We start from the raw sequence: 25,948 nt of genomic DNA, 5'->3' as shown, positions 1-25,948 counted from the left end.
CGGTCCCGCTTCGCGAGAAGGGACCGCAAGGAACCGCCGAGCGCTACTCGACCGCGCGGATCAACTTGCGCTCGAGCACGCGCAGCACCGTCCGCAGGTCGTGCCCGCGCTTGAGGATCTGCCCGTCCATGCCGATCACCGCGTACATGCCCTGCCGGTTGCGCAGCTTGGGCCGTTTCTCGATCCGGTACAGCGGATGCTCGGCCGTCCGGCGAAAGATCGAGAACACCGCGACGTCCTTGAGAAACGACATCGCGTAATCCCGCCACTCGCCGGCGGCGACCATGCGGCCATAGAGGGTCAGGATCGTGCCGAGTTCGCCACGGTCGAAGGCGACACGCTCGTCGGCGGGGCTTTGCGGGAAGGGCGTGGGCGGTTGCACCGTCATCGCCCAAGAGTGGTCCCGCCGCCCCGCGAAATCAAGCGCCGCCGCGAAATGGCCGCAGAATCTCCCGCGCCGCGTCGCCGGTCGATCCGAATGCCGCCGCGCGGCCGGGTCATGCGTAAGGGGTGTAGCGGTCATGCGCTCACCCCGGCGTCGCGGCGTCATGCCCCCACTTGTGGCCGCGGCGCCGGGCCTCTCGTCAGGCGAAACTGCCCTGGCAGAACCAGCCCGACGACATCGCGCCCCCGTGCGCGTAATAAAGCCACAGCCGCTCGCCGCTCGCCGCTGTCACCCGCCAGTAATCCCGCACGCCCGACCGCCACTGCGGGTCGTCCAGCCACCATTCCGGCGCGATCCGCTCGGGGCCCGTAGCCGCCGCCGTCTCGAAATCGCGCCGCCGCCAGCGGAAGGTCGCGGGGGGCGCCGGGCGGTCCACGGCCTGCACCGGCTCGGGCGTCCACAGCATCAGCGGGCGCGGCGTGGGCGGGGCGGGCCAGTCGCCCTTGGCGGGCTCGGACCAGGCGGCCGCCAGCGTCGTCGCCGTCTTCTCGGGAATGTGGCTGTCGGCGGGATGGCGGCGGGTGATCGCGTCCATGCCCACCCGCGCGCCCAGCCGCCCGATCAGGTCCTCCAGCGCCGTCTCGCCGGCGGCGCGGGCGCGGGCCATCGCGGCGGCCTCCATGTGCCCGTGGTGCTGCCGGGGCGAGACGGGTTCGGTCACGTGCGCCTCGACGCGGATCATGTCGATGCCGAAGCCCGCGTCGATCTCGGGGATCTTCAGCGCCAGCAGGGGGCGGATGCGGTCGGGGTCGTGCGCCGGGCGCGCCAGCCCCACTTCGGTCCACTGCATCGACCCGTCGGCGCGTGAACACTGCATCCGCACCCGCCGCGCGCCCCGCGCCTTCAGCTTCAGCTTGTCGCAAAGCGGCGGCAGCAGCCGGTCGAGCGCGGCCAGCAGGTCCGTTTCCAGCCCGATCGGGTCGGGCAGGGTCAGCCGCACCGCGAACCGGTCGGGCGGCGCGGCCGGAGAAACGGGCTCGGGCTCGACCCCCATCGCCTGGTCCAGCCGCTGCACAAGGTGGCGTCCGAAGCGCCGCGCCAGCGCCGCGCGCGGCTGGCCGGCCAGGTCCTCGACCCGCCGCAGCCCCAGCCGCCCCAACTCGGCCACCGTGTCGGCGTCCAGCCGCAGCGCCGCCACCGGCAAGGGGGCGAGCGCCGTGCGCGTCTGTCCGGGGGCCGCGATGCGCGCCGCGCCCTCCCGCGGTGTCTCACGCGTTTCCCAGGTCCGCCGTTTGCCGGCCCGCGACCGGGTCGCCCAGGCCTCCTGGTCGATGGCGTCGCCGGTCCGCGCCAGCGGCGCTGCCCGTCCCGAATACCGCGCCAGCGCCCAGGCCGCGCCCACCGTGTCGGCGATCCCCGCCTCGACGCTCAGCCCCAGATCGGCGCAATCCTCGCGCAGCTGCGCCATCAGCGCCGCCTCGCCGCCGAACAGGTGCGCGCAGCCCGTCAGGTCCACCACCAGCGAATCCGGTGCCTGTTCGGATACCCAGGGCGAAAACTTCCCGGCCCAGCGGCGCAGCGACGACAGGAAGGCGGCTTCTCCCTGGGGGTTCTGCACCCGCGTCAGCAGCCCCGGGCACATCGCCTGCGCGTCGCGCAGCGGCTGGCCACGCGACAGGCCCGCGGCCTCGGCGGCGTCCGACAGGCTCGACAACACCTGCGTGTTGCCCTGCTCGGCGACCACGGCGAAGGGGGCCTCGATGGTGCCGCGCGCAGCGCGCAGCAGCCGCTCGGCCCCCATCCGGGGAAACCAGAGGGAGAGGATTCGGCGGTGGGGCATGACAGTGGCAGCTCGACATGTTCCCGTTATGTTCATGCCAAGGCTAGCGCCACGCCCTGCCGGAGTCGAGTCGCCCCGCGCGCCGCTCGCGTCGCGTCAGCCGCAATAGACGCGCGTGATGTATCCGTCCTCGTCCACCACGATGTTCAGCCGGCCGGGCTGGTAATCCTGCGTCACCATCGTGTCCGGTCCGATGATCCGCGCGTTCAGGTCCGCCGGCATCGTCACGGCCGCCAGCTGCGCCCCCACGAGCGACCCGTACCCGTCCGCGCCGCAGCTTCCCTCTCCGGTCGGCCCGGACGCCTCGTCCATCGGCGCGCAGCCCGTCAGCGCCGCCAGCCCGGCCGCCGCCATCCACGTCTTCGGTTGCATTCCACGCCCCTTTCTGGCCCTGTTCCCCCGCAACGCTAGTCAGGGAGAGCGCCGATGAAAACCCGCGCCGCCGTCGCCACCGCAGCCGGAAAGCCGCTCGAAATCATGGAGGTCAACCTCGACGGTCCCCGCGCCGGCGAAGTGCTTGTCGAGATCAAGGCCACCGGCATCTGCCACACCGACGAATTCACCCTGTCCGGCGCCGACCCCGAGGGCCTGTTCCCCGCCATCCTCGGCCACGAGGGCGCGGGCGTGGTGGTCGAGGTCGGCGAAGGCGCCACCTCGCTCAAGCCCGGCGACCACGTGATCCCGCTCTACACGCCCGAATGCCGCGAGTGCGAATACTGCCTGAACCCCAAGACGAACCTCTGCCAGGCGATCCGCACCACGCAAGGCCAAGGCGTGATGCCCGACGGCACCTCGCGCTTCTCCACGCTCGATGGCGACCCTATCCTGCACTACATGGGCTGTTCGACCTTCTCCAACCACACGGTCCTGCCCGAGATCGCGCTCGCCAAGGTCCGCGAGGACGCGCCCTTCGACAAGATCTGCTACATCGGCTGCGGCGTCACCACCGGCATCGGCGCGGTGATCAACACCGCCAAGGTCGAAATCGGCTCGCGCGCCATCGTCTTCGGCCTGGGCGGCATCGGTTTGAACGTGATCCAGGGCCTCCGCCTCGCGGGCGCCGACCAGATCGTGGGCGTGGACCTCAACCCCAATAAGCGCGCCATGGCCGAACGCTTCGGCATGACCGATTTCGTCAATCCCAACGAGGTCGATGGCGACCTCGTCCCCTACCTCGTCAGCCTGACCAAGGGCGGGGCCGACTACACCTTCGACGCCACCGGCAACGTCCAGGTCATGCGCGCCGCGCTGGAATCGGCCCACAAGGGCTGGGGCGAGTCGATCATCATCGGCGTGGCGCCCGCGGGGGCCGAGATCGCGACGCGGCCTTTCCAGCTCGTCACCGGGCGCGTCTGGAAAGGCACGGCCTTCGGCGGCGCGCGCGGCCGCACCGACGTGCCCCGGATCGTGGACTGGTACATGGAGGGCAAGATCGACATCGACCCGATGATCACCCACACCCTCACCCTCGACACGATCAACGACGGCTTCGACCTGATGCACGAAGGCAAGTCGATCCGCTCGGTCGTCGTCTACTGACCGCCGCCGGGGCCGCCCTCGGCCCCATCTTCGGTCTGGAAATATCCTCGGGGGTCCGGGGGCAGACAGCCCCCGGGGTCCGCCGCCAGAACAAAGGCCCGCCCACATGGCACTCCGCGACCGCCCGCTCTACGCCGTCCTGATCGATGCCGATAACATCCCCTCCCGCTTCGCCGGACCGATCCTGAAGGAAATCACCTCGCTCGGCGAACCGGCCCTGCGCCGGGTCTACGGCGACTGGTCGTCGGGCCAGTTGCGCGGCTGGGCCGAGACGACGCGCGCCCTGGGCCTCGTCGCGCACCAGGAAACGGCGAACACCAAGGGCAAGAACGCGTCGGATATCGGGCTGGTGATCGACGCGATGGACATCCTGCACACCGGCCGCTTCGACGGCTTCGTGCTGGTGTCGTCCGACAGTGACTTCACGGCGCTGGCCAACCGCATCCGCGAACAGGGGCTCGACGTCATCGGCATCGGCGAGAAGAAGGCGCCCGAGTCGCTGCGCAACGTCTGCAACCGCTTCATCCTGATCGAGAACATCGTCGACGAGGAGCCCGAGCCGACCGAGGCCGGCAAGCCGGCCCCCGTCAGCGAGAAGCGCGCGCCAATCGAGGCGGTGCCGCTGATCATCCGCGCCATGGACAAGATCGAACAGGACGACGAGTGGTACGCGCTCGGGCCGCTCGGGCAGTACATCGTGGCCGACAACCCCGATTTCGACACCCGGACCTACGGCAAGAAGAAGCTGTCGGACCTGGTGCAGGATCTCAAGCGGTTCGAGACCAAGCGCATCGGCAACCAGCTGCACGTGCGCCGGCGCGACTGACCCTCAGCGGCCGTAGCGCGCCAGGAACATGTCGACCGCGCTGCCCACGACGCGGTCGATCTCCTCGGTCGAAAACCGCGTCTGCACCCCGAAGACCAGCCGGGGGAAGAGCTCGGCCTTGCAGAGCTCGGCGAACTGGTGCGCGGCCAGGCAGGTGTCGTCGATCGCCAGCTCGCCGCGGGCGATGGCGCGCTCGAAGTAACCGCACAGCGTGCTTTCCACCAGCTTCGGGCCGCTTTCGTAGAACTGGCAGCCCAGCTCGGGGAAGCGGTCGGTCTCGGCCACGCAGATGCGGAACACGCGCTGCCCGAAATCCGACAGGAAGAACTGCAGCATGTGCCGCCCGGTCCGGGCCAGCACCTCGCGCGGGCAGGCGTCCAGGTCCAGCTCGGCCACCGCGGCCTGTGCCTGGCGGCCGCATTCGTGGCGCGCCACCTCGGTGAACAGCAGCCTTTTGTCCGGGAAATAGCTGTAAAGCGTCGCCTTCGACACGCCCGCCGCCTTGGCGATGGTGTCGACGCTCGCGCCTTCGTAGCCGTCCGCCATGAAGACCTGCCGCGCGCCCTCGAGCACCTGGTCGAACTTGCGACCCTTCTTGATCTTCTGCGGCATGACGTTCATTCGGCGGCTCCTCCCCCAAAGGGGCCACGCGCTCCATGTGCAGGGCGGCGGCTGGCTGAGGGACAGATGGGGACGCGCCGTTGCGTCTGCAACCATTCCGCGCGGCAGCCGCCCGGGCCGGCAAATCTTCGTCGAAGATTTGCCCCCGCGGATTTTCGACGAAAATCCCCCCCGCCCGGCGGCCATTGCGGGCGCGGTGCGGGCAGAGTAGCCCTTGGGGCGAGCGAAAGGAGGCCCCGGATGGAAACGATCAGCGAGAATGCCTGCTTCGGCGGCGTGCAGGGCGTGTACCGCCACGCCTCGGACGCGACGGGCTGCGACATGACCTTCGGCCTGTTCCTGCCGGCCGAGGCGAAGGAGGGGCCGGTGCCGGTCCTGTGGTACCTCTCGGGCCTGACCTGCACGCACGAGAACGCCATGACCAAGGCCGGTGCGCAGGCCCATGCGGCCGAGCAAGGCCTTGCGCTGGTCTTCCCCGACACCTCGCCCCGCGGCGATGACGTGGCGAACGACGACGCCTTCGATCTGGGCCAGGGAGCCGGCTTCTACGTCAATGCCACGCGGGACCCGTGGGCGAAGCACTACCAAATGTGGGACTACGTGACCGAGGAGCTGCCGCGCATCCTGACCGCGAACTTCGCGGTGGACGAGGAGCGGCAGGCGATCACCGGCCACTCCATGGGCGGGCACGGCGCGCTGACGGCGGCGATGCGATTGCCCGGGCGCTTCCGGTCGGTCTCGGCCTTCTCGCCCATCTGCCACCCGTCCCGAAGCGACTGGGGCCGCAAGCAATTCACGGCGTATCTGGGCGAGGACCGGGACGCGTGGGCGCGCCACGACGCGACGCTGCTGATGGAGGCCGAAGGCTTCGACGGGCCGATGCTGATCGACACCGGGACGAAGGACCAGTTCCTCGACCTGCTGATGCCCGAGGCGCTGGCCGCGGCCGCCCTGAAACGGCGGCAGCAGGCGACGATCCGGATGCAGCCGGGCTACGACCACAGCTACTTCTTCGTGTCGAGCTTCATGGCCGATCACGTGGACTTCCATGCCGAGGCGCTCTGGGCGTGATCTATGTCGATGCCGACGCCTGCCCGGTGAAGGCCGAGGCCGAGGCGGTGGCCACCCGCCACGGCGTCGAGATCGCCTTCGTCTCGAACGGCGGCCTGCGCCCGTCGCACAATCCGCTGGTGCGGATGGTCTACGTGGCCGAGGGGCCGGACGAGGCCGACAAGTGGATCGCGGAACAATGCGGGGCCGGCGACGTCGTGGTCACGAACGACATCCCGCTGGCGGCGCGCTGCGTCGAGGCGGGCGCGCGGGTTGTCAAGCCCAACGGCGAGCGGCTGACGGCGGCGAACGTGGGCAACGCGCTGGCCACGCGGGACCTGATGACCGACCTGCGCGCGGCCGATCCGTTCCGGCAGGGCGGCGGCAAGGGATTCACCAAGGCCGACCGCGCGCGCTTCCGCGATGCGCTGGAGCGGGCGATGCGAGGTTAGGGACGCGAATTCTCGACGAGAATTCGCAAGCGGAGAAGGAGGCGACATGGCGGTCGACGCGGTGATCTTCGACATCGGCAACGTGCTGATCGAATGGCAGCCCGAGCGGTACTACGACCGGGTCTACGGCGAGGTGCTGCGCAAGCAGCTCTTTGCCACGGTGGACCTGCACGCGATGAACGACGAGGTCGACCGCGGCGGCGACTTCCGCGAAACCATCTATGCCACGGCCGACAGGTTTCCCGACTACGCCGACGCCATCCGCGACTGGCACGACCAGTGGATCGAGCTTGCCAAGCCGGTGATCCCGCACTCGCTCGAGCTTCTGCGCGCGCTGCGCTCGAAGGGGCTGCCGGTCTATTGCCTGTCGAACTTCGGGATCGGCAGCTTCGCCTTCGCCGAGACGCAGTACCCGTTCCTGGCCGAGTTCGACCGCCGCTACATCTCGGGGCACATGGGCGTGATCAAGCCGCACCCCGAGATCTACCGCATGGTCGAAGAGGATTGCGGCGTCACGCCCGCCAACCTTCTGTTCACCGACGACCGGCCCGACAACATCCGCGCCGCCGCCGACCGCGGCTGGCAGACGCACCTGTTCGAGGGGCCCCAAGGCTGGGCCGAGCGGCTGGTGGCCGAGGGCCTGCTGACCGAGGCCGAGGCCGCGCCGGCATGATCGTCATCCCGTTCGGCGAGGGCCAGGCGCGGCTGGACTGGCTGGGCCTGATCGACGCGCTCGAGGCCGGGCATGCCCAGCCGAGGGCGCAGGTGGAGGACATGTTCCTCTATCGCGGCGACGACACCCTGCTGAACCGGGCCGCCTGGATCGACGGCCTGGGCCTGGCGGTGAAGTCCGCGACGATCTTCCCCGGCAATGCCGCCGCCGGAATGCCCTCGGTCAACGGGGGCGTATCGCTTTACTCCGACGCGGACGGCATGCTCGAGGCGGTGGTGGATTTCCACCTGGTCACCAAGTGGAAGACCGCCGGCGACAGCCTGCTGGCCGCGCGCAAGCTCGCCCGGTCCGACAGCGAGGTGATCCTGATACTGGGCGCGGGCGCCGTGGCACGGTCGCTGCGCGAAGCCTATGCAGCGCTCTTCCCGCAGGCGCGGTTCCTGGTGTGGAACCGCACACCGTCGAAGGCCGCGGCGCTGGCGGCGGAGTTCGAGCGGACCGAGGCGGTGTCCGACCTGGAGGCGGCGGTGGGCCGCGCCGACATAGTTGCATCCGCAACCATGTCGGCCGAGCCGGTGCTGAAGGGGGCCTGGCTGCGGCCCGGCCAGCACGTCGACCTGATCGGCGCCTTCCGTCCCGACATGCGCGAGGCCGACGACGCAGCGCTGACCCGCGCGCGCCTCTTCGTCGACAACCGCGCCACCGTGCTGGGCCATATCGGCGAGCTGAAGATCCCGCTGGAGCGCGGCGTGATCGCCGAGGCCGACGTGGTGGCGGATTTCTATGACCGTCCGGTCAAAGGTTTCGCGCGCGAAACATCCGACGAGATCACGCTGTTCAAGAACGGCGGCGGCGCGCACTTGGACCTAATGACGGCGCGGTTCATCCTGGACCGCTGGCGGGCGGGGCGACCGCCGCCCGGGAAAGACGAATGCGCGCCTTCGGCGCACGCCGGTCGGTAGCGGCCCTGCGGGCCGCGATGCCTTTGGCGAGGATATTTGAGGACCGAAGATGGGCCGGATCGCGCCACCCGGCGGGGTCCGTGAGCGGAGGTGACGGATGCGGATAGCGGTAATCGGCGCGGGATCGATCGGGCGGCGGCACCACGGCAACCTGCGCGAGCTCGGGGCCGAGGCGGTGCTGGTGCCGTGGCGGGACTACGCGCCGGAGCGGCTGGACGGCTGCGACGGCGTGGTGGTGGCCACGGCGAGCGACGTGCGGCTGGGGCCGGTGTCGGACGCGGCCGCGCGGCGGCTCCCGGTCTTCGTGGAGAAGCCTCTTGCGCCGTCGATAGCGGAGCTGGAGCGGGTGACGCAGGCGGCGGCGCCGGTGGCGGAGCGGTCGATGCTGGGGCTGATGATGCGCTATCACCCGGCGTTCCGGGCGCTGGCGCGGGCGGAGCTGGGCGACGTGTTCCGGTTCTCGTTCGAGATCGGGCACGACGTGACGCAGTGGCGGCCGGGCTGGGTGTTCTCGGAAAGCTATGCCGCGCGGGCGGACGGGGGTGGCGTGCTGCTGGACCTCTGCCACGAGCTGGACATGGCGGCCTGCCTGTTTCCGGGGGTGCGCGTGGCGCGGGTGGAGAGCCTGGGCCACCAGAATTATCCCGGCGTCGACGTGGCGAGCCGGGTGACGCTGGAGGGGCCGCGCGGCGCGCTGGGCGAGGTGTCGATGGATTACCTGACGCCGAAGCTGCACCGGCGGGCGACGCTGCACGGGGTTGCGCGGATGCACGACTTCGACTTCGCGGCGCAGCGGTATGTCGTGTCGGACCCGGAAGACGCGCGGGATCTGGACCTGCCGCTGGAGCGCAACGCGATGTTCCTGGACATCATGCGCGACTTCCTGTGCCTGGTGGCGGGGCGGCCGGTATCGGACGTGGAGCATCTGCCGCGGCTCGACCGGGTGGGCGAGAGCGTGGCGCTGGTGGCGCAGGCGCATGACCGGCGGGTCTTCGTCGGAGAGGTGGAGAAGGAGCTGCCATGATCATCGGGCACATCGGGGCGCGGAAGGGCTCGAAGGGGGTTCCGCGCAAGAACTTCCGCGACATGCGGGGCAAGCCGCTGATCGACTGGTCGCTCGACCAGCTTTTCGCCGCGCCCCGGGTGGACGCGGTGGTGGTGTCAACCGACGACGAGGAGATTTACCAGCACGCCGTGGCGAAGGGGGCGCTGGAGATCGGGCTCCGGCCCGCGCACCTGGCGACCGACGCGGCGGGCAAGTGGGGCGTCTGGCAGCATGCTCTGGAGGAGGCGGAGAAACTGGCGGGGCCGGCCGGCGCCTTCCTGGACCTCGACTGCACCTCTCCGCTGCGACTGCCGGAAGACATCGACGCGGCGCTGAATCTGTTCTTCGCCGAGCGGCCGGACATGGTGATGTCGTGCTGCGAGGCGCGGAAGAACCCGTACTTCAACCTGGTGGAGCCGGATGAGACCGGCGCGCTGCACGTGTCGAAGCCGCTACCCGGCGGCGTGGTGGCGCGGCAGCAGGCGCCGACCGTGTGGGAGCACGCGGCCTCGACCTATGTCGTGGCGCCGGACTACCTGCGGCGGGCGGGCAGCCTCTTCGAGGGGCGGGTGATCCCGTACCTCATGCCGCCCGAGCGCTGCGTGGACATCGACAGCCCGCTGGACTTCCGCATGGTGGAGTTCCTGATGGGCGAACGCGAGAAGGATCAGGGACATGCATGACCAGCTGGCGGGGCGCACCGTCTTCATCACCGGGTCGGGCGGGGTGCTCGGCTCGACCTACGTGCGGCGGATGCTGGCGGCAGGGGCGCGGGTCGTGGCCTCGGACCTGCCGGGCCACCGCGCCGACGCGCTGACCGAGACGCACGGGGACAACGATAACTTCCGGTTCTACGAGCTGGACGTGGGCGACGAGGCCCAAGTCGAGAGCATCTTCCAGCGTATCATGGGCGACGGCTGGGAGCCGAACGTGGTGCTCAACAACGCCGCGATCACCGGTGAGCTGTTGATGGGGGCGGGCAAGTCCTTCCCGGACTTCGCCGACACCAGCGTCAGCGACTGGGAGCGTACGATGCGCACCAACCTGACGGGTGCCTTCATGGTCGCGCGGCAGATGGACCGCGACATCGTCGGCCGCTATCCGGCGACGCTGATCAACGTGGCGTCGATGTACGCGCTGAACGGGCCGCATCACCGGATCTACGAAGGCATGCCGTTCAAGTCGTTCTCGGCCTATTCCGCGACGAAGGCGGGCATCCACGGGCTGACGTTGTGGCTGGCGGGCTATTGGGCCGAGCGGAAGGCGACGGTGAACACCATCGCGCCGGGGGCGGTGTTCAACGGCCATTCGGACGAGTTCCAGCGCCGGGTGGGCGAGCTGATCATGGCGGGCCGCATGGCGCAGCCCGATGAGATCGCGGACGCCATGCTGTTTCTGTGCAGCGCGCAGGCGGGCTACATGACCGGGCAGCTGGTGAACGTGGACGGCGGCTTCAGCGGCTGGTGAGATCCTCGATCGCCGCCAGCGTGCGGGGCACGGCGCCGGCATGGGCGGCGAAGAAGGCGTCGATCCGCTGGGGCGTTGTCTCGGGTCCCGCGCGCAGCGCCCCGGCCAGCTCTTCGACAGTTTGGACGTGGGTGCAGACGCCGGCGGCGATGGCTTCCCTGGCCGGGTACTCGATGGTCCAGATCTCGGGGCCGACGATCACCGGCTTCTTCAGCGCCAGCGGCTCGATCACGTTGTGCGCGCCATGGGGCGTGAAGCCGCCGCCGACGAGGGCGCGGTCGCACAGCGCGAGGTAGAAGTACATCTCGCCCAGCGAGTCGCCCAGAAGGACGTCGATGCGTGGCGTGCCGCCTTGCGGGGCGAGGTGCGCGTCGAACATCTCCGAGCGGGTGTCGACGCGCAGGCCGGCGGCGCGGAGCATCTCGCCGACCTCGGCGAAGCGCTCGGGCTTGCGGGGGACGTAGACGACGAGCGGGGCGTCCGGGCCCTGCAGGCGCTGGATGGCGTCGATGTAGGTGGCGTCCTCGCCCTCCACCGCGCTGGCTATGGTGAGCACCCGGTCACGGGCGAGCCAGCGGCGGGCATGGGCGCCGGCGACGAGTTGCGCCTTCGGGATCGGCTGGTCGAACCGCAGCTCCCCGGTCACCGCGATGGGGGCGACGCCGACGGAGGCGAAGCGCTCCTTCTGCAGGTCTGACTTCACCAGAGCCCCGGCGAAGCCGCGCATCAGTTCGGCCCGCCAGCGGGTGCGGGTGGTGTCGCGGGCATAGCTTTTCGACGGGTATTGCGCGTTGCACATGAAGAGCGGCACGCCGCGCCTGCGGCAGGTGAGGATCATCTGCGGCCAGATCTCGATCTCCATCACCAGCCCGTATTTCGGGGTGAAGTCGCGCAGGAAGCGGGTGAGGGTGCGGTCGTACTCGAACGGGATCCAGACGGGGCGAAGGCGGCCCGCCTCGATCTCGGCGGCGAAGGCCTTCTCGGCCTCCCGGCGGCCGGCGGGGGTGAAGTGAGTGGTAACGACCGTCTCGCCCCGGTCGAGCAGGGCTCGGATCAGGGGCACGGCGGAGCGCAGTTCGCCCAGCGAGACGGCATGGACCCAGACCGAGCCGGGCAGCGGATCGGCGTAGCGGCCGAAGCGCTCGGGCAGGTGCGCGCCATAGGCCGGATCGCGACGGGCGCGGCGGCGGAGGTAGAGCAGGATCAGCGGCAGGCCGAGGATCCAGGCGGCCTTGTAAAGCCACAGGAATAGGCGCAGGCGCGGGGTCGGGAACCGAGGCGGGGGGGCCGTCTGCCCCCCGTCCGGCCTGCGGCCGGACTCCCCCCGAGGATATTTTTCGGACCGAAGAGGAGGGGGGCGCTGCGTCACGGGTGCCTCGCAGGGATCAGGGAGAGGAGGGCCTCGGCAAGGGCGTCGGCGCGGCCGCCCGCTTGCTCGGCGAGGATGCGAGCGGCGGCGGCCCGGTCCGGGAGCGTCGGATCCTGCAGGGCGGCGGCGAGGGTGGCGGCATCGGTGACCTCGCGTGTGGCTTGGGCTGCCGCGAGGGCGGCGTAGTCGGCGGCGAAGTTGGCGGTGTTGGAGCCGTGCAGGATGGCGCATCCGAGGCGCGCGGGCTCCCACGGGTTGTGCCCCTGCACCGGGCCGAAGCTGCCGCCGACGAGCGCGGCGGGGCAGAGGCGGTACCAGAGGCCGAGTTCGCCGAACGTGTCGGCGATCCACACGGCGGTGCCGGGGGCCGGGTCCTCTTTGGCGGAGCGGCGGGCGGTGGTCAGGCCGTGGCTGGCGGCGGCTTTCGCGATGTCCGGCGCGCGGTCGGGGATGCGGGGCGCGAGGATCAGGAGCGCCGTCGGGTCGGAGTCGCGCAGGCGCGCGTGGGCGGCGAGCGCGGCGGCCTCGTCCTCGGCATGGGTGGAGGCGGCGAGCCAGAGGGTGCGGCCCCCGAGGCGCGTGCGAAGGCGGGCGAGCTCGGCGGCGTCGTGGGCCAGAGGTGGTGCGACGGCCTTGAGCGAGCCGGTGACCCGCGGCGACGCGGCCCCAAGCGCGGCGAGGAGGGCGGCGGTGCGGTCGTCCTGCGCGGCGACGAGGCGCATGTGCGACAGGAGCGGGGCATAGATGGCGCGCGCGCGCTTGCGGGCGGCGAAGGCGCGGTCGTCCATCCGGGCGTTGACCAGCGCCAGCGGGATGCCCCGGCGGTGGGTGCGGTGGACGAGGCCGGGCCACAGGTCCTGCTCGGCCCAGACCGCGAGGTCCGGGCGCCAATGGTCGAGGAACCGGCGCGCCGGGCCCGGCAGGTCGAGGGGCAGGAACTGGTGGATCGCGCCCTCGGGACGGTTGCGGGCGAAGACCTCGCCCGAGCTGCGGGCGGTGGACGTGACGAGGATGTTGAGGCCCGGGCGCCGCGTCGTCATCCGCTCGATCAGGCCGCGCAGCGCCATGACTTCGCCCAGTCCCACCGCGTGCATCCAGACCAGCGAACCGTCGGGGCGGGGGGCGGAGGCGTGGCCCAGCTTCTCGCGCCAGCGCGCCGGGTCCTCTTTCCCGCGTTTCAGGCGGCGGCGGAGGACCGGCGCGGCGAGGGGGGAGAGCGCCGCCGTGGCCGCGAGATAGGCGGACAGGGCCGGGGGCGTGTCACTCAAGGTCGGTGAACTTCTTCTGCAGCGGCGCGTCCCAGAAGGCCGGGTCTTCGAGCGTTTCGACGAAGCGGTCGGCGGCGCGTCCCTCGCCGAAGCCGGTGTGGCGCGGGTGCGACCGGCCCCATTCCCGCGCCAGGAAGCGGTCGATGGCGCCGGTGTCGGTTGCGTCGGCGGTGAAGATCGACGGTGCGTCCGAGCGGTTGGTCTGGCGCGAGCCCACGTCGAGCGAGGGGATGCCGAGGAACGGCGCCTCGCGCACGCCGGCCGAGGAGTTGCCGACCATCGCGGCGGCGTTGCGCATCAGTTCCGAGAAATGCCCGAAGCGCATCGACGGGATCAGGCGGAAGCGCGCGGGGTCGAGGCGGCGCAGGACCTCGATGATCGGCTCCGATCCCGGGTCGTTGTTGGGCAGGATCACCACGAAGTCGCGGCGCGAGGCGTCGAGCGCGCCGAAGAGCGCGCGGGCCTGCGCGCCCATCTCCCCGGCCTCGGAGGTGACGGGGTGGAAGGTGACGATGCCGTAGCTGTCGAACGGGATGTCGTAGCGGCGGCGCACCTCGTCCAGCGTCACCCCCGAGGGACGCATGTGGAAGTCGAGCTCGGGCGAGCCGATGACGTGGATGTTCGACCGCGGCTCGCCCAGGGCCATGACCCGCCGCGCGGCCTGTTCGGAGGACACGAAGTGGTGGCTGGCGAGCTTCGTGTTGCAGTGGCGGAAGATCTCGTCGATCGTTCCCGACACCTCGCCCCCCTCGATATGCGCCGAGCGGACGTAGTTGGTGGCGGCGACCAGCGTGCAGGCAAGTGCCTCGACCCGGTCACCGTGGACGACGACGAGGTCCGGTTTGTGCTCGGCCAGGTAGTCGGAAAAGCCGGTGACGGTCTTGGCCAGCACCACGTCCTGCGGATCGCCGAGGCGCTGGTTGAGGTATTCGTGGACCGTCACGCCCTCCATCCGGTGCACCTCGACCTTGGTCAGGCCGTAGCGTTCGAGCATGTGCATGCCGGTGACGAAGAACGACACGTCGTGGCCCGCGTCGCGGGCGGCGCGGGCGAGCGGCTCGAGCTTGCCGAAGTCGGCGCGGGTGCCGGTGATGAAGAGCAGCTTGCGGGTCATGGCTGCACATATAGATGCGTTCGCGGGGGCGACGCCACCGATCTGCGACGGAAACTCGACAGGGCGGGGGTGGCCGGCCTATAGCTTGCCCGGGCCGCGGGCCCCGTGGACGCAACAGATGGACCTGCCGCAGCATGACACCCGTCGCGGTCTTCAACGACACGAGCTTCACCGACCATTATGGCTGCCACGCCGTGATGTCCGCGCTGGGCCGCGGCCTACGGGCGCGGGGGATGGAGCCTGCCTATCATTGGCCGGTGGCGCGCGACTGGCGGGACGCGGTGCCGGACGTGCGGGCGCTGGGCGTGCGGGCGCTGGTGGTCAACGGAGAGGGCTCGATCCACCACAGCGAAACGCGCGAGCGCGCGCGGTGGCTGGCCGAGCTGCCCGAACTGGCGCGGGACCTGGGCGTGCCGGCGGTGCTGCTGAACGCCTCGATATCGGACCTGGATGCGGCGACGCTTGAGAAGCTGGGCGGCTATGACCTGATCTACGTGCGCGAGACGCAGAGCCGCGCCTATTTGGTGCGGCACGGCATTGAGGCCGCGTTCGCACCCGACCTGTCCTTCGACACGCCCGCGCCGGTTCACGCGGCGCCGCGCCGGGGGCTGCTGGTGACCGACAGCGTGATGAAGGAGGCGCGGCGCGACCTGCGCCGGCTTGCCCGGCGCGAGGGCGGGCGCTTCGTGCGGATGATCGAGCGGCCGTCGCCGTGGCGCAAGCTGGTGGCGCGACTGCGGCCCGGGGCGCCGGTGCCGCAGGGCGCGACCCTCGCCGACGCCGGGAAGGCGGAGAGCTTTGCGGCGCGGCTGGCGGGGGCGCGGCTGGTGGTGACCGGGCGCTTCCACTCGGTGACGCTGGCGCTGAAGACGCGAACGCCGGTGCTGGCCGCGGAATCCAACACCGCCAAGATCAGCGCATTGATGACCGACGTGTTCGGCGCGACGGGCCGCGTGATCGGTGCTGCCGAGCTGGCGTCGCCCAACTTCGCCGCGCGGGTGCAGGAGGGCGCGGCCTTCGATACCGCCGAGGGCGAGGCGCTGGACCTGTACCTCATCGACGCGCGGGACCGGATCGCCGCCATGTTCGACGATGTCGCGCGGCTGTCCGGGGGGACGGGGCGATGATCAGCTGGCTGAGGGACCTCAACCGCCGGCGCAGGCTGGGCCGGCGGTCGCGGCTTCTGGCGCGGGCGGTGCGCGGGGGCGAGCACGTTCTGGGGCGGGCCAAGGTGGCGGGCCGGCGCGTCGCGGTCGTGGGGCCGGCAGATACGGTGACCGAGGAGGCGCGGTCGGTCGATCTGGCGGGCTATGACGTCATCGTGCGGATGAACCGGTCGCTGACGCTGCAGGGGGCCGCGCTGAACACGCTGGGCGGGCGCACCGACATGCTGTTTCACAACTTCAAGCAGGAGGGCGTGCGGTCGGCCAGCCCGCTCGACCCGGCGGCGCTGCGGCGGCACGGGGTCGGCACGGTGGTGTTCCCGCATGCTTCGGACCGCAGCTTCTCGTCCGCGTTCTTCGATCAGGCGCGGCGGCTGAAGGACGAGGCGGGCGTCGAGACGCAAGTGGTCGATCCGGCGCTTTATGGCGCCCTGACGAGCAAACTGGAGGGCCGCGTGCCGACGACGGGGGCCACTGCCGTCGCGGCCATTGCGGCGCTCGACCCGGCCGAGTTGTGCGTGATCGGGTTCACGTTTTTCCAGACCGGCTATTCCGCGGCCTACAACCCGCAGATCGCGACCGGTGACGCGGCGCGGGACTGGGCGGCGCAGGAGGGGCTGCACGACCCGGCGCGCGAGGCGCGGGTGATCCGCCGCAGGCTGGAGGAGGCCGAGGCGCGCGGTGTCGCGCTGCGGCTGGGCGCGGGCGTCAGCGCGGCGCTGGGCCGGGCTGACTGAGCGAGGTCATGCGCCGAGCGTCGCGCGAAGCTCGGCGGCCAGCGCATCGTCGCGCAGCATGCCGGCGGTGCGGTCGGCGTCGGGCGCGCTGCGGTGTTGCCACTTCCAGCCTGTGTTGATCGCGTTGCAGTGCACGTAGCCGAACCGTGCGTCGGCGCGAAACCAGCTACGCGGCACACCTTGCAGGGAATGGACGGACCACGGCCGCCGCCCCAGCAGGCTGTCGGGGACGACGCAGTACTTCGTGGCGGCCGGACGCTCGGGCTGCGGGTGCAGGGCGTGGTCGGCGTGGCGCACGGGCGCGGATCCGGCGGGGGCGTAGCGCCAGACGCCGGCATAGGCGAGGTATCCCCAGCGCGAGCGCGCCGCGTCGTCGAACACGCTTTCCCCGTCGCGGGTCTGCACCAGCTCGTCCACATCGGCGTTCAGCACCGCGCGGGCGCGGGCGAGGAATCGGTCGCGCATGAGGTTGAGCATGGCGGTTTGCAAGAACTTGGCCCGGCTGCCGCGCCGGGCCGCCCCCTTCGGCGGGCCATTGGGGACGGGCGCGGGCACCACCACGACGCGCGCGAGCCCTGCGGCGTCGAGCGCGGCGGCAAGGTCGGCAGAGGTGTAGGCGGTGCTGCCGTTGTTCACCACAAGCGCGGCGTCCGCGCAGTGGCGCAGGCGGTGCCAGCGCGCCCAGTCCGTCACCCACGCCAGGTCGTCGTCGCGGACCATCGTGTAGAGGCAGTTGCAACCCGCGAACAGCTCGTGCCGCGCCGGGTGCACGGGGAGCGCGCCAGTCAGGTGGTCGCCGTCCAGGTGAAGGACCGAGGGCGCGGCGTCGACCCGGACATCCAGGTGCTCGAACACGCGGAAGGTGCGGCGGCGCGGGCGGCCGAGAGGCTTGCCCTCCGCAGAGAAGCGCGCACCAATTAGGTGCGGCGCGAGGTTGAAGAGGCGCGGGGTGTAGAGGCGCAGAAGCCCCCGTTCGGGGAAGTGCACGCAGTCGTAGACCAGCGTGCGGCGGTCGTAGTCGCGCCAGAACCGCTCGTCCGTGTCGCCCAGCCCGCGTGGCGCGTCCCGCAGGTCAGGCGCGGTTTCGGGCAGGCGGAGGAGGGAGAGGTCCTCGATCACCGGGCCGCGTGCGGCAGGGGGCGCTTCGAGCCCGGCCATGCCCCCGTCCGGGCCAGGTATGCCAGGCGGCGGGCGTAGTTGCCGGCCTTCAGCCGGTAGTAGGGCAGCCGCTCGCGGGTGGAGAACTTGCGCACGTCGCCGAAGGCGCGGCCGGTGATCTGGCTTTCGCCGGCGTCGTCGATGTGGCTGGGCCACGGCTCGAGCCCGCGCTGGCGGTAGTCGTGGACGAAGAAGCGGTTGAGTTCGTGGTCGAGCGGGCGGGTCATGGGCAAGAGGCCGGGCAGCAGGCGCTGCGCGACCTCGCGCTTGATCAGGTAGGCACCGTTGCCGGTGAAGGGGCCGACATAGGCGTTGATCGTGTAATCCCCGGCGGTGCCCTGCGGGACGGGCAGCTTGGCGCGGATGGCGTTGAAGCGGATGGCGTCCCAGTGGTCGGCGGCGGCGAGCGCAGTGTCGAGCGCCGTCAGGAAGTCGTCGTGGAACACCACGTCGTCCTCGAGGATCAGCGCGGCGGGGCGGCCCGAGTCGACGAGCTTCTGCCAGACGCGCAGGTGCGAATGGTAGCAGCCGATCTTGCCGGGCAGCAGCGCGCCGCCGGTGTTCCGCTCGAACGCGGCGCGGTCGACGGTGTGGGCAAGCGCGTCGGCCTCGGCCCGGCCGTCGACGGCCTCGAAGATCTCGTAGGGCAGGCCGAGCGCGTCGAGGCGGGGCAGCATCTGCGCCCGGCGCTCTTCGGCCCGGCGCAGGTTGATCAGCCAGGTCGCGATGTCGTCGCGGGTCAGGCTCACGCCAGGTCGGCCCACTTGAGCTGCGTGTTGCGCGTCACCGCCCGGGTCAGGCGTCTGCCCAGCACCTTGTCGAACTCGAAGCCCGGGATCTCGCCCGAGCCGGGGCGGCGGGCCCAGATGTCGGACTCTTCGATCACGTGGCCCTCGGGCAGGTCGCGGTCCGCAACAACCGAGGCGCGGGCGAAGCGATAGACGTCTTCCTCGGGACCGGTGCGTTCCTTGCGATTGTGCAGCGCGGTGTGAACCTCGCGGCTGCGGTCGATGAGGTGGCGCAGCTCGGACGGGTCCATCGAGCAGATCACGTCCGGCCCCTTGCGATAGCGGGTATCGGTGTAATGCCGCTCAAGGATCGAAGCGCCCAGAGCGACCGAGGCCAGCGCCATCTCGGGGCCGATGGAGTGGTCCGAGAAGCCGACGACGGCGTTGGGGAACGCCTGCTTCAGGTCGGTCACCCCTCGCAGCGACACGATCTCGGGCGGGGACGGATAGAGGTTGGTGCATTCGAGCAGCGCGTAGTCCACGCCCGACTCCTCCAGGATCTCGACCGAGGCGCGGATCGATTCGATCGTCTGCATGCCGGTCGACATGATCACCGGTTTGCCCTTGCGCGCGATGTGGCGGATCAGCGGCAGGTTGTCGGCCTCGCCCGAGCCGATCTTGAAGGCCGGCACGTCGAGCTCGTCCAGGAAATCGGCGGCGGCGCGGGAGAACGGCGTCGAGATCCAGATCATCCCGAGGCTCTCGGTGTACCGCTTCAGCTCGGCCTCGTCCTCGCGGTTCAGGGCGCATTGCGCCATCACGTCCCAGATCGAGACGTCGGCGTTGGGCGGGAAAATCTCCTTCGCCTCGTCCGTCATCTCGTCCTCGACGATGTGGGTCTGGTGCTTGATCATCTCGCACCCGGCGCCGGCGGCGAGGCGCACCATCTCTTTCGCGACGTCGAGTGAGCCGCCGTGGTTGATGCCGATCTCGGCGATCACGAGCGGGGGGTGCTGCGCTCCGATCTCGCGTCCTGCGATGTTCATTCTCGCCTCGCTCCTCATCCTCGGTCGGGTGCCGTCATGTCGCCAAAGGCGGTGGCACTGCAAGCTTGAATCCCGCGGGAATATCGTGTGCGATGCGGCGCCGAGCAAGGGGCGCACCGGCAAAGCCCACGAACGACAGCGCCCAAGCCCGCCCGGATACGCGGGCGGCGGCGGCGAAACCTTCCGATGCACGAGGATCAGACCTTCATGGCCGACACCATCATCGCAATCCCCGCGCGCCACGGCTCGCGCCGGTTTCCCGGTAAGCCGCTGGCGAAGCTCACCGGCTGCACCGGGCAGTCGCGCTCGCTGATCGAGCGAAGCTGGCGGGCGGCGAAACAGGTGGCCGGGGTCGACGCGGTATACGTCGTCACCGACGACGACCGCATCGCCGAGCATGCCGAGGGGTTCGGCGCCGAAGTCATCATGACCTCGGACGAGTGCCGCAACGGGACCGAGCGCTGCGCCGAGGCCGCGGCGAGCCTGCCGACAACGCCCGGCATCGTCGTGAACCTGCAGGGGGATTCGCCGCTGACCCGGCCCGACCACGTCGAGGCGCTGATCGCCGCGGTGAAGCGGGACAAGAGCGTGGCGGTGGCGACCCCGGTGGTGCAGGCCACCGACGAACAGCTGGAGCGACTGCGCGACGACCGGCGCAACGACCGCGTCGGCGCGACCACGGCAGTGTTCCGCGAGAACGGCGACGCGCTGTATTTCTCCAAAGAGATCGTGCCTTACTCCGGGGGAGAGGAGCCGGAGGTGTTCTATCACCTGGGCCTTTATGCCTATCGCATGGAAAGCCTGGCGCAGTATTCGCTGCTGCGGCCGGGGCGGCTGGAAGAGATCGAGGGGCTTGAGCAGCTTCGCTTCCTCGAGGAGGGCATGACCGTCCGTTGCGTAGAGGTGGCGCAGAGCGGCGACCACTGGGAGCTGAACAATCCCGGCGATGTCGCCATCCTGGAAGACATCTTCAAGCGGGAGGGCATCGAATGAACCGGGTCGAGATCGGCGGCGTCACCGTCGCCAACGACCTGCCGCTCACGCTGGTCTCGGGGCCGTGCCAGTTGGAAAGCTTCGAGCACGCGAAGATGATCGCCGAGACGCTCAAGGGGATCTGCGACGAGTTGGGGCTGGGCCTCGTCTTCAAGGCCAGCTTCGACAAGGCGAACCGGTCCAGCCTGTCGGGCAAGCGCGGCGTGGGGCTTCAGGCGGGGCTGGATATCCTCGCCCGCGTGCGGGCGGAGGTGGGGGTGCCGGTGCTGACCGACGTGCACGAGGCGGCGCAGTGCGCCGTCGCGGCTGAACACGTCGACATCCTGCAAATCCCGGCTTTCCTGTGCCGCCAGACCGACCTTCTGCTGGCGGCGGGCGAGACGGGCGCGGCGATCAACGTCAAGAAGGGCCAGTTCCTTGCCCCGTGGGACATGCAGAACGTCGTCGAAAAGATCGAGAGCACGGGAAACCGCCGCATCCTGCTGACCGAGCGGGGGGCGAGCTTCGGCTACAACATGCTGGTGTCGGACATGCGGTCGCTGCCGATCATGGCGCGCACGGGCTACCCGGTGGTGTTCGACGCGACGCACTCCGTCCAGTTGCCGGGCGGGCAGGGTACGTCGTCGGGCGGGCAGGCCGAGTTCGTGCCGCCGCTGGCGCGCGCCGCGGTGGCCGCGGGCTGCGCCGCCGTGTTCATCGAGACGCACGAAGAGCCGTCGCGTTCGCCCAGCGACGGGCCGAACATGGTGCGGCTGGACGAGATGGCGGGGCTGCTGCGCACGCTGGCCGCGCTGGACGGGGTGGTGAAGGCCTGAAAGTTGCCCTCGGGCCGGCGATGCCCTAACCGGGGCGGCGTCTGCCCGAGGAAGCCGTCATGCCCGAGACCCTGAACCCCGACACCCTGAACAACGTCCGCCGCTCGCTCACCGTGTTCCACGAGGGGTTCCAGGCGCTGGAAGAAGCGCTGGAGCAGCCCGCGCTGCAAGAGGCGGTGAGCCGCGCCACCGACATGATCCACCACAGCGCCGGGCGGCTGATCGTCACCGGGCTAGGCAAGTCGGGGCATGTCGGCTCGAAACTGGCGGCGACGTTCTCCTCGACCGGGACGCCCGCGTTCTTCGTGCACCCGGCCGAGGCAAGCCACGGCGACCTGGGCATGATCCGCTCGGACGACGTGATCCTGATGCTGTCGTGGTCGGGCGAAACACGCGAGCTGTCGGACATCGCCGGCTATGCCCGCCGCTTCAAGGTCCCGCTGATCGTGATGACCAGCGGGACCGACAGCACGCTGGCCCGCAGCGCCGACGTGCGGCTGATCCTGCCCAAGGTGCGCGAGGCGTGCCCGCACGATCTGGCCCCCACGACATCGACCCTGCTGCAACTGGCGCTGGGTGACGCGATGGCGGTGAACCTGCTTCAGCTCAAGGGCTTCACCGAGGCGAGCTTTCACAACTTCCACCCCGGCGGGAAGCTGGGTGCCGCGCTCAGGCAGGTGCAGGAGATCATGCACGGGCCCGACCTGCTGCCGCTGGTGGGCGAGCGCGCCTGCATCTTCGACGCGCTGTCGGCGCTGTCGGCGCGCAACTTCGGGATCGTGGGCGTCACGGACGAAGGCGGCAAGCTGACGGGCGTGCTGACCGACGGCGACTTCCGCCGCTATCTTGAACGGCAGTCGAAGGCGACGATGCAGGAGGCGCTGTACGACACCGCCGTGGCCGAGGTAATGACGCGCGACCCGCTGAGCATGAAGGCCGAGATGCTGGCCGCCGACGCGCTGGCCGAGATGCAGGGCCGGCGCATCTCGGCCGCCTTCATCCTTCAGGACGGGCGGCCGGCGGGCCTCGTGACGCTGTTGCAGCTTCTGGGGCAGGGCGTGCGCTGACGCCCTAGTGCGTGCGCAGGAAGACGGGCTTGTCCTCTTCCGACATCTCGGGCTGGTAGCGATAGCCGCCGCTGTCGAAGTCGAGGATCGACTGGGGGTCCGTCAGCCGGTGCTCCACGATAAAGCGGGCCATCGCGCCGCGCGCCTTCTTGGCGTAGAAGCTGACGACTTTCGGGCCCTTGCCCTTGTCCTCCATGAACACCGGGGTGATCACGCGCAGGTCTAGCGCGGCGGGCTTCACGGCGCCGAAGTATTCCTGGCTCGCGCAGTTCACCAGCGTTCCGGTATAGACCTCCTTCGCCTGCGCGTTCAGCGCCCTGGCGATGGTGTCGCCCCAGAAGTCGTAGAGGTTCTTGCCCCGCTCGGTCTTCAGCCGGCTGCCCATCTCGAGCCGGTAGGGCTGGATCGCGTCGAGGGGGCGGAGAAGGCCGTAAAGCCCCGACAGGATGCGCAGGTGGCCCTGCGCCCAGCGTAGCGCGTCCTCGTCCAGCGTCGCGGCTTCGAGCCCATGATAGGTGTCGCCGGCGAAGGCCAACGCGGCGGCCTTGCTGTTGTCGGGAGTCGAGGCGTCGGCGAAATCGCGGAAGCGGTCGCGGTTCAGCTTCGCCAGGTCGTCGGACAGGCCCATGAGCGACTTGAGGTCGTCCACGCTCAGCTCGCGCGCGTGCCCGGCCAGCAGGTTTGCCTGATCCTGGAAATCCGGCATCGTGGTCTCGCCGTCCCAGGCGCTCATGTCCAGCTTCTTGGCCGGGGAAATCACTACCAGCATCGCGTCCCTCGTTGCATGTCCGGCGGGTTAATTACGCCGGCCGCCACGGGTGTCAAAGGGCGGCGCGCCCCGGCGTGGCGAGCGGGCTGATTTGCCGCCCCTCGGCGTCGAAGTTTTCGGGGGAGAGCCAGGCGTCGAAGGCGTCGCGCAGGGCCGGCCATTCGCCGTCGACGACCGAGTACCAGGCGGTGTCGCGATTGCGGCCCTTGTAGGCCGTCGCCTGCCGGAACGTGCCCTCATAAGTGAAGCCCAGCCGCTCGGCCGCCCGCCGGGACGGCGCATTGAGCGCGTCGCACTTCCATTCGTAGCGGCGATAGCCGAGCTCGTCGAAGGCCCGGGCCATCATCAGCGCCATCGCCTCGGTCGCGGCGCGACTGCGCTGAAGACCGGGGGAGAGGTGAATGTGCCCGACCTCCATCACGCCGACCGCCGGTTCAATCCGCAGGTAGCTGGCCAGCCCCGCCGGGCGACCCGCGCCGTCGAGGATCGTGTGAAACAGCGGGTCGTCGCCGGTGCAGGTGGTGTCGAGCCAGCGGCGAAAGGCGTCGTAGGTGTCGAACGGGCCGTAGCCGAGGTAGGTCCAGTCGCGGCCTCCGGCGTCCCGGGCGAAGGCGCGGTAGAGTTCGGAGGCGTGGATCGAGACGTCGGTTGGCACGACGGCGCAGTACCGCCCCCGCATGGCCGCTCGTGGCGGACGGGGGCGGGGCAGCGAGGTCTCCAGCGCAGCGCCGATGGGCTGGCCGAACGCGTTGATGCGCGGCGCGGCGGACATCAGCCGGCCTCGGACAGCACGTTCAGGAAGGCGGGGCCGAACCGCTCGGCCCGCCGGTCGCCCAGCAGGCGGGCCAGCGCGTCCTGATCGGTGGGGCGCGTTTCGGCCACCTTCGCCAGAAGCGAGGCGGAGCAGGAGAGCGGCTTTTCCGTCCCGTCCTCGCCGCGCGCGAGCTGCCCCTGCACGGCCAGCAGGCGGTCATAGATCGACCCGGCGGCGCGCCCGGCAAGCTTGCGGCGCTGGGGATGCACCTGCTCGGCCTCGCCCGCGATCACTTCGAGGAAGGCGTCGCCGTAGCGCTCGAGCTTCTTGGCGCCGACGCCGCCGATACCGGCCATCTGATCCAGCGTGGCGGGGCGCTTCTCGGCCATCTCGATCAGGGTGCGGTCGTTGAAGATGACATAGGCGGGGACGCGCGCGGCCTCGGCAAGCGCGCGGCGCTTGGCCTTGAGGGCCGACAGGAGCGGCGCGTCCTCCTCGCTCACCAGCGCTTTGACGGCGGGGCGGGCCGAGGCGGCAGCCTTCATCGCGTCCTTGCGCAGCGCAATCTCTTCCTCGCCGCGCAGGATCGGGCGGGCGGGGTCGGTCATGCGGAGCGCGCCGTGGCGTTCGGGGTCGGGGCGGACGAGGTCATGGCCCATCATCTGCCGGAAGATCGCCTGCCACTGGCGGCGGTCGAACTCGCGGCCCACGCCGAAGGTCGGCAGGCCGTCATGGCCGCGCTGGCGCACCTTGTCGGTCTCATTGCCCGTCAGGATGTCGATCAGGTGGCCCGCGCCGAAGCTTTCACCCGTGCGCAGGATGGCCGACAGCGCCTTGCGCACGGCTTCGGTGCCGTCGAACACCTCGGCCGGGCGGCCGCAGAGGTCGCAGTTGCCGCAGGGCTCGGACTCCTCGCCGAAGTACTTCAGCAGCCGCTGGCGGCGGCAGCCCAGCGACTCGGCCAGCCCGAGAAGCGTGTTCAGCCGCGCGTGGTCGGCGGCCTTGCGTTCGGGCGGGGCGAGGCCTTCGTCGATCTGGCTGCGGCGCAGGCGGATGTCGTCGGGGCCGTAAAGCGTCAGCGTCTCGGCCGGGGCGCCGTCGCGGCCGGCGCGGCCGATTTCCTGGTAATACGCCTCGATCGACTTCGGGAGGTCGGCGTGGGCGACCCAGCGGATGTCAGGCTTGTCCACGCCCATGCCGAAGGCGACCGTGGCGGCGACGATCAGCCCGTCCTCCTGCTGGAACCGCGTCTCGACCGCGCGACGCTCGTCCGGCTCCATCCCGCCGTGATAGGCGCAGGCGGCGTGTCCGGCTTCGCGCAGGGCGGCGGCGAGGCTCTCGGTCTTGGCGCGGGTGGCGCAATAGACGATGCCGGCCTGTTCCTTCCGGGCGGCGGCAAAGGCCAGGATCTGGCGGCGGGGATTGTCCTTGGCGGCGAAGGCGAGGTGGATGTTGGGCCGGTCGAAGCCGCGCAGGAACAGGCGCGGCGGCGCGCCGTCGAACAGGCGCGCGACGATCTCTTCCCGCGTCTCCTCGTCCGCCGTGGCGGTGAAGGCGGCGAGCGGCACGCCCAGCGTCTGGCGCAGCGCGCCGATGCGCAGGTAGTCGGGGCGGAAGTCGTGGCCCCACTGGCTGACACAGTGCGCTTCGTCCACGGCGACAAGCGAGACAGCCGCGCGGCGCAACAGCCGCTCCGTCCCGCCCGAGGCGAGCCGTTCGGGCGCCATATAGAGAAGCTTCAGCCGCCCCTCGTCGATGGCGGAAAAGACGGCGTCTGTCTCTTCCTCGGTGTTGCCCGAGGTCAACGCCCCGGCCTCGACCCCCGCTTCGCGCAGGCCGCGCACCTGGTCGCGCATCAGCGCGATGAGCGGAGAGATGACGACGGTGATGCCGTCGCGGCAGAGCGCGGGAAGCTGGTAGCACAGCGACTTGCCCCCGCCCGTCGGCATGATGGCGAGCGTGTTCTCGCCCGCGGCCACGGCGTCCACGATCTCGCGCTGGCCGGGTCGGAAGGCGTCGAAGCCGAATACGGAGGATAGCAGCGCGTCGGGCGACGGCATGGGCCTGTTCAATTCTTCTGTCTGCTCGTTTCAGTGAACATCGCAGA

General features: G+C 70.5%; 27 protein-coding genes. 14 read left to right on the top strand and 13 right to left on the bottom strand.

Annotated elements, in window-relative coordinates; translation table 11 throughout:
- Positions 1–43: 43 nt before the first annotated feature.
- The 3 genes from BM162_RS02480 to BM162_RS02470 form a co-directional block, all read right to left on the bottom strand.
- Positions 44–388: a DUF2794 domain-containing protein gene (locus BM162_RS02480; protein WP_093417204.1), complete on the bottom strand. Its 345-nt coding sequence runs from the start codon at positions 386–388 to the stop codon at positions 44–46.
- A gap of 196 nt (positions 389–584) precedes the next feature.
- On the bottom strand, positions 585–2,225 hold the full coding sequence (locus BM162_RS02475) for a Y-family DNA polymerase (protein ID WP_093417202.1): 1,641 nt from the start codon (positions 2,223–2,225) through the stop codon (positions 585–587).
- A gap of 96 nt (positions 2,226–2,321) precedes the next feature.
- Complete coding sequence (locus tag BM162_RS02470) at positions 2,322–2,597, bottom strand: I78 family peptidase inhibitor (protein WP_093417199.1); 276 nt, start codon at positions 2,595–2,597, stop codon at positions 2,322–2,324.
- 54 nt (positions 2,598–2,651) lie between these two features.
- On the opposite strand from BM162_RS02470, the gene BM162_RS02465 reads away from it, so the two are divergent.
- Together BM162_RS02465 and BM162_RS02460 are read left to right on the top strand one after the other, a co-directional pair.
- On the top strand, positions 2,652–3,764 hold the full coding sequence (locus BM162_RS02465) for an S-(hydroxymethyl)glutathione dehydrogenase/class III alcohol dehydrogenase (RefSeq protein WP_093417197.1): 1,113 nt from the start codon (positions 2,652–2,654) through the stop codon (positions 3,762–3,764).
- Between the two features lie 106 nt (positions 3,765–3,870).
- Positions 3,871–4,590: an NYN domain-containing protein gene (locus BM162_RS02460; RefSeq protein WP_093417194.1), complete on the top strand. Its 720-nt coding sequence runs from the start codon at positions 3,871–3,873 to the stop codon at positions 4,588–4,590.
- A 3-nt stretch (positions 4,591–4,593) separates the two neighbouring features.
- On the opposite strand, the gene BM162_RS02455 is transcribed toward BM162_RS02460, so the two are convergent.
- Positions 4,594–5,211 carry a TetR/AcrR family transcriptional regulator gene (locus tag BM162_RS02455; protein WP_093417192.1) on the bottom strand — a complete coding sequence of 206 codons (618 nt, stop codon included), beginning with the start codon at positions 5,209–5,211 and terminating at the stop codon, positions 4,594–4,596.
- A 240-nt stretch (positions 5,212–5,451) separates the two neighbouring features.
- Here BM162_RS02455 and fghA point away from each other — a divergent pair, with 240 nt between their 5' ends.
- The 7 genes from fghA to BM162_RS02420 all read left to right on the top strand — a co-directional run bounded on the left by fghA (position 5,452) and on the right by BM162_RS02420 (position 10,860).
- Entirely contained in the window at positions 5,452–6,282 is an 831-nt protein-coding gene (fghA, locus tag BM162_RS02450) for an S-formylglutathione hydrolase (protein ID WP_093417189.1), read from the top strand.
- On the top strand, positions 6,273–6,713 hold the full coding sequence (locus tag BM162_RS02445; protein ID WP_093417796.1) for a YaiI/YqxD family protein: 441 nt from the start codon (positions 6,273–6,275) through the stop codon (positions 6,711–6,713). Before fghA ends, BM162_RS02445 begins: the two co-directional genes overlap by 10 nt.
- Positions 6,714–6,759: 46 nt before the next feature.
- Positions 6,760–7,386, top strand: coding sequence for an HAD family hydrolase (locus BM162_RS02440; RefSeq protein ID WP_093417185.1), 627 nt, complete (start codon positions 6,760–6,762; stop codon positions 7,384–7,386).
- A complete protein-coding gene (locus BM162_RS02435; protein WP_093417182.1) occupies positions 7,383–8,348 on the top strand; it encodes an ornithine cyclodeaminase family protein in 966 nt (321 codons plus the stop codon). Before BM162_RS02440 ends, BM162_RS02435 begins: the two co-directional genes overlap by 4 nt.
- A gap of 97 nt (positions 8,349–8,445) precedes the next feature.
- Complete coding sequence (locus tag BM162_RS02430) at positions 8,446–9,372, top strand: Gfo/Idh/MocA family protein (RefSeq protein WP_093417180.1); 927 nt, start codon at positions 8,446–8,448, stop codon at positions 9,370–9,372.
- Positions 9,369–10,076 carry an acylneuraminate cytidylyltransferase family protein gene (locus tag BM162_RS02425; RefSeq protein WP_093417177.1) on the top strand — a complete coding sequence of 236 codons (708 nt, stop codon included), beginning with the start codon at positions 9,369–9,371 and terminating at the stop codon, positions 10,074–10,076. Before BM162_RS02430 ends, BM162_RS02425 begins: the two co-directional genes overlap by 4 nt.
- Positions 10,069–10,860 (top strand): SDR family NAD(P)-dependent oxidoreductase, encoded by a 792-nt coding sequence (locus BM162_RS02420; protein WP_093417175.1) that lies wholly within the window; start codon positions 10,069–10,071, stop codon positions 10,858–10,860. The genes BM162_RS02425 and BM162_RS02420 overlap by 8 nt, the downstream gene beginning before the upstream one ends.
- On the opposite strand, the gene BM162_RS02415 is transcribed toward BM162_RS02420, so the two are convergent.
- Genes BM162_RS02415 through neuC form a run of 3 tightly spaced genes read right to left on the bottom strand, consistent with a single transcriptional unit; the run spans position 10,847 to position 14,611 of the window.
- Positions 10,847–12,229 (bottom strand): 3-deoxy-D-manno-octulosonic acid transferase, encoded by a 1,383-nt coding sequence (locus BM162_RS02415; RefSeq protein ID WP_245759143.1) that lies wholly within the window; start codon positions 12,227–12,229, stop codon positions 10,847–10,849. The genes BM162_RS02420 and BM162_RS02415 overlap by 14 nt on opposite strands.
- Positions 12,226–13,497 (bottom strand): 3-deoxy-D-manno-octulosonic acid transferase, encoded by a 1,272-nt coding sequence (locus BM162_RS02410; protein ID WP_093417172.1) that lies wholly within the window; start codon positions 13,495–13,497, stop codon positions 12,226–12,228. Before BM162_RS02410 ends, BM162_RS02415 begins: the two co-directional genes overlap by 4 nt.
- Positions 13,490–14,611: a UDP-N-acetylglucosamine 2-epimerase gene (gene neuC, locus BM162_RS02405; protein WP_093417169.1), complete on the bottom strand. Its 1,122-nt coding sequence runs from the start codon at positions 14,609–14,611 to the stop codon at positions 13,490–13,492. Before neuC ends, BM162_RS02410 begins: the two co-directional genes overlap by 8 nt.
- Before the next feature lie 134 nt (positions 14,612–14,745).
- On the opposite strand from neuC, the gene BM162_RS02400 reads away from it, so the two are divergent.
- Together BM162_RS02400 and BM162_RS02395 are read left to right on the top strand one after the other, a co-directional pair.
- On the top strand, positions 14,746–15,738 hold the full coding sequence (locus tag BM162_RS02400; protein ID WP_177215021.1) for a polysaccharide pyruvyl transferase family protein: 993 nt from the start codon (positions 14,746–14,748) through the stop codon (positions 15,736–15,738).
- A complete protein-coding gene (locus BM162_RS02395; RefSeq protein WP_093417163.1) occupies positions 15,735–16,511 on the top strand; it encodes a hypothetical protein in 777 nt (258 codons plus the stop codon). Before BM162_RS02400 ends, BM162_RS02395 begins: the two co-directional genes overlap by 4 nt.
- Positions 16,512–16,517: 6 nt before the next feature.
- Here BM162_RS02395 and BM162_RS02390 read toward each other — a convergent pair whose 3' ends face one another.
- The 3 genes from BM162_RS02390 to BM162_RS02380 are packed head-to-tail and all read right to left on the bottom strand — an operon-like array spanning position 16,518 to position 19,443.
- The gene (locus BM162_RS02390; RefSeq protein ID WP_093417160.1) at positions 16,518–17,669 is read right to left on the bottom strand and encodes a hypothetical protein; all 1,152 of its coding nucleotides are present in this window, start codon (positions 17,667–17,669) and stop codon (positions 16,518–16,520) included.
- The gene (locus tag BM162_RS02385; RefSeq protein WP_093417157.1) at positions 17,627–18,418 is read right to left on the bottom strand and encodes a glycosyltransferase family 25 protein; all 792 of its coding nucleotides are present in this window, start codon (positions 18,416–18,418) and stop codon (positions 17,627–17,629) included. Before BM162_RS02385 ends, BM162_RS02390 begins: the two co-directional genes overlap by 43 nt.
- The gene (locus tag BM162_RS02380) at positions 18,415–19,443 is read right to left on the bottom strand and encodes an N-acetylneuraminate synthase family protein (RefSeq protein WP_093417154.1); all 1,029 of its coding nucleotides are present in this window, start codon (positions 19,441–19,443) and stop codon (positions 18,415–18,417) included. The genes BM162_RS02385 and BM162_RS02380 overlap by 4 nt, the downstream gene beginning before the upstream one ends.
- Positions 19,444–19,650: 207 nt before the next feature.
- Between BM162_RS02380 and BM162_RS02375 the strand changes: the two genes are divergently transcribed.
- Genes BM162_RS02375 through BM162_RS02365 form a run of 3 tightly spaced genes read left to right on the top strand, consistent with a single transcriptional unit; the run spans position 19,651 to position 22,318 of the window.
- On the top strand, positions 19,651–20,436 hold the full coding sequence (locus BM162_RS02375; RefSeq protein WP_093417789.1) for a 3-deoxy-manno-octulosonate cytidylyltransferase: 786 nt from the start codon (positions 19,651–19,653) through the stop codon (positions 20,434–20,436).
- Positions 20,433–21,251, top strand: a complete 819-nt coding sequence (gene kdsA, locus BM162_RS02370; RefSeq protein ID WP_093417152.1) for a 3-deoxy-8-phosphooctulonate synthase — start codon at positions 20,433–20,435, stop codon at positions 21,249–21,251. Before BM162_RS02375 ends, kdsA begins: the two co-directional genes overlap by 4 nt.
- A 59-nt stretch (positions 21,252–21,310) precedes the next feature.
- A complete protein-coding gene (locus tag BM162_RS02365) occupies positions 21,311–22,318 on the top strand; it encodes a KpsF/GutQ family sugar-phosphate isomerase (protein WP_093417149.1) in 1,008 nt (335 codons plus the stop codon).
- Positions 22,319–22,322: 4 nt separating this feature from the next.
- Here BM162_RS02365 and yaaA read toward each other — a convergent pair whose 3' ends face one another.
- The 3 genes from yaaA to recQ are packed head-to-tail and all read right to left on the bottom strand — an operon-like array spanning position 22,323 to position 25,901.
- Positions 22,323–23,087 carry a peroxide stress protein YaaA gene (gene yaaA / locus BM162_RS02360; RefSeq protein ID WP_093417146.1) on the bottom strand — a complete coding sequence of 255 codons (765 nt, stop codon included), beginning with the start codon at positions 23,085–23,087 and terminating at the stop codon, positions 22,323–22,325.
- A gap of 52 nt (positions 23,088–23,139) precedes the next feature.
- Positions 23,140–23,859 carry a GNAT family N-acetyltransferase gene (locus tag BM162_RS02355; RefSeq protein WP_093417144.1) on the bottom strand — a complete coding sequence of 240 codons (720 nt, stop codon included), beginning with the start codon at positions 23,857–23,859 and terminating at the stop codon, positions 23,140–23,142.
- Positions 23,859–25,901: a DNA helicase RecQ gene (gene recQ / locus BM162_RS02350; RefSeq protein ID WP_093417141.1), complete on the bottom strand. Its 2,043-nt coding sequence runs from the start codon at positions 25,899–25,901 to the stop codon at positions 23,859–23,861. The genes BM162_RS02355 and recQ overlap by 1 nt, the downstream gene beginning before the upstream one ends.
- Positions 25,902–25,948: the final 47 nt, after the last annotated feature.

Origin of the sequence: Tranquillimonas alkanivorans, assembly GCF_900115595.1 — a bacterium.
In the GTDB taxonomy this organism is placed as follows: domain Bacteria; phylum Pseudomonadota; class Alphaproteobacteria; order Rhodobacterales; family Rhodobacteraceae; genus Tranquillimonas; species Tranquillimonas alkanivorans.
This window is presented reverse-complemented; position numbering and strand designations above follow the sequence as displayed.

What these genes read in the sequence shown, in the direction of transcription:
- BM162_RS02480 (WP_093417204.1), bottom strand. Translation starts at nt 388, where the DNA reads ATGACGGTGCAACCGCCCACGCCCTTCCCGCAAAGCCCCGCCGACGAG.
- BM162_RS02390 (WP_093417160.1), bottom strand. Translation starts at nt 17,669, where the DNA reads ATGGCCGGGCTCGAAGCGCCCCCTGCCGCACGCGGCCCGGTGATCGAG.
- BM162_RS02420 (WP_093417175.1), top strand. Translation starts at nt 10,069, where the DNA reads ATGCATGACCAGCTGGCGGGGCGCACCGTCTTCATCACCGGGTCGGGC.
- BM162_RS02430 (WP_093417180.1), top strand. Translation starts at nt 8,446, where the DNA reads ATGCGGATAGCGGTAATCGGCGCGGGATCGATCGGGCGGCGGCACCAC.
- BM162_RS02380 (WP_093417154.1), bottom strand. Translation starts at nt 19,443, where the DNA reads ATGAACATCGCAGGACGCGAGATCGGAGCGCAGCACCCCCCGCTCGTG.
- BM162_RS02355 (WP_093417144.1), bottom strand. Translation starts at nt 23,859, where the DNA reads ATGTCCGCCGCGCCGCGCATCAACGCGTTCGGCCAGCCCATCGGCGCT.
- BM162_RS02375 (WP_093417789.1), top strand. Translation starts at nt 19,651, where the DNA reads ATGGCCGACACCATCATCGCAATCCCCGCGCGCCACGGCTCGCGCCGG.
- BM162_RS02465 (WP_093417197.1), top strand. Translation starts at nt 2,652, where the DNA reads ATGAAAACCCGCGCCGCCGTCGCCACCGCAGCCGGAAAGCCGCTCGAA.
- BM162_RS02400 (WP_177215021.1), top strand. Translation starts at nt 14,746, where the DNA reads ATGACACCCGTCGCGGTCTTCAACGACACGAGCTTCACCGACCATTAT.
- BM162_RS02460 (WP_093417194.1), top strand. Translation starts at nt 3,871, where the DNA reads ATGGCACTCCGCGACCGCCCGCTCTACGCCGTCCTGATCGATGCCGAT.
- BM162_RS02435 (WP_093417182.1), top strand. Translation starts at nt 7,383, where the DNA reads ATGATCGTCATCCCGTTCGGCGAGGGCCAGGCGCGGCTGGACTGGCTG.
- fghA (WP_093417189.1), top strand. Translation starts at nt 5,452, where the DNA reads ATGGAAACGATCAGCGAGAATGCCTGCTTCGGCGGCGTGCAGGGCGTG.
- kdsA (WP_093417152.1), top strand. Translation starts at nt 20,433, where the DNA reads ATGAACCGGGTCGAGATCGGCGGCGTCACCGTCGCCAACGACCTGCCG.
- BM162_RS02365 (WP_093417149.1), top strand. Translation starts at nt 21,311, where the DNA reads ATGCCCGAGACCCTGAACCCCGACACCCTGAACAACGTCCGCCGCTCG.
- BM162_RS02395 (WP_093417163.1), top strand. Translation starts at nt 15,735, where the DNA reads ATGATCAGCTGGCTGAGGGACCTCAACCGCCGGCGCAGGCTGGGCCGG.
- BM162_RS02470 (WP_093417199.1), bottom strand. Translation starts at nt 2,597, where the DNA reads ATGCAACCGAAGACGTGGATGGCGGCGGCCGGGCTGGCGGCGCTGACG.
- BM162_RS02455 (WP_093417192.1), bottom strand. Translation starts at nt 5,211, where the DNA reads ATGAACGTCATGCCGCAGAAGATCAAGAAGGGTCGCAAGTTCGACCAG.
- BM162_RS02440 (WP_093417185.1), top strand. Translation starts at nt 6,760, where the DNA reads ATGGCGGTCGACGCGGTGATCTTCGACATCGGCAACGTGCTGATCGAA.
- recQ (WP_093417141.1), bottom strand. Translation starts at nt 25,901, where the DNA reads ATGCCGTCGCCCGACGCGCTGCTATCCTCCGTATTCGGCTTCGACGCC.
- yaaA (WP_093417146.1), bottom strand. Translation starts at nt 23,087, where the DNA reads ATGCTGGTAGTGATTTCCCCGGCCAAGAAGCTGGACATGAGCGCCTGG.
- BM162_RS02425 (WP_093417177.1), top strand. Translation starts at nt 9,369, where the DNA reads ATGATCATCGGGCACATCGGGGCGCGGAAGGGCTCGAAGGGGGTTCCG.
- BM162_RS02475 (WP_093417202.1), bottom strand. Translation starts at nt 2,225, where the DNA reads ATGCCCCACCGCCGAATCCTCTCCCTCTGGTTTCCCCGGATGGGGGCC.
- neuC (WP_093417169.1), bottom strand. Translation starts at nt 14,611, where the DNA reads ATGACCCGCAAGCTGCTCTTCATCACCGGCACCCGCGCCGACTTCGGC.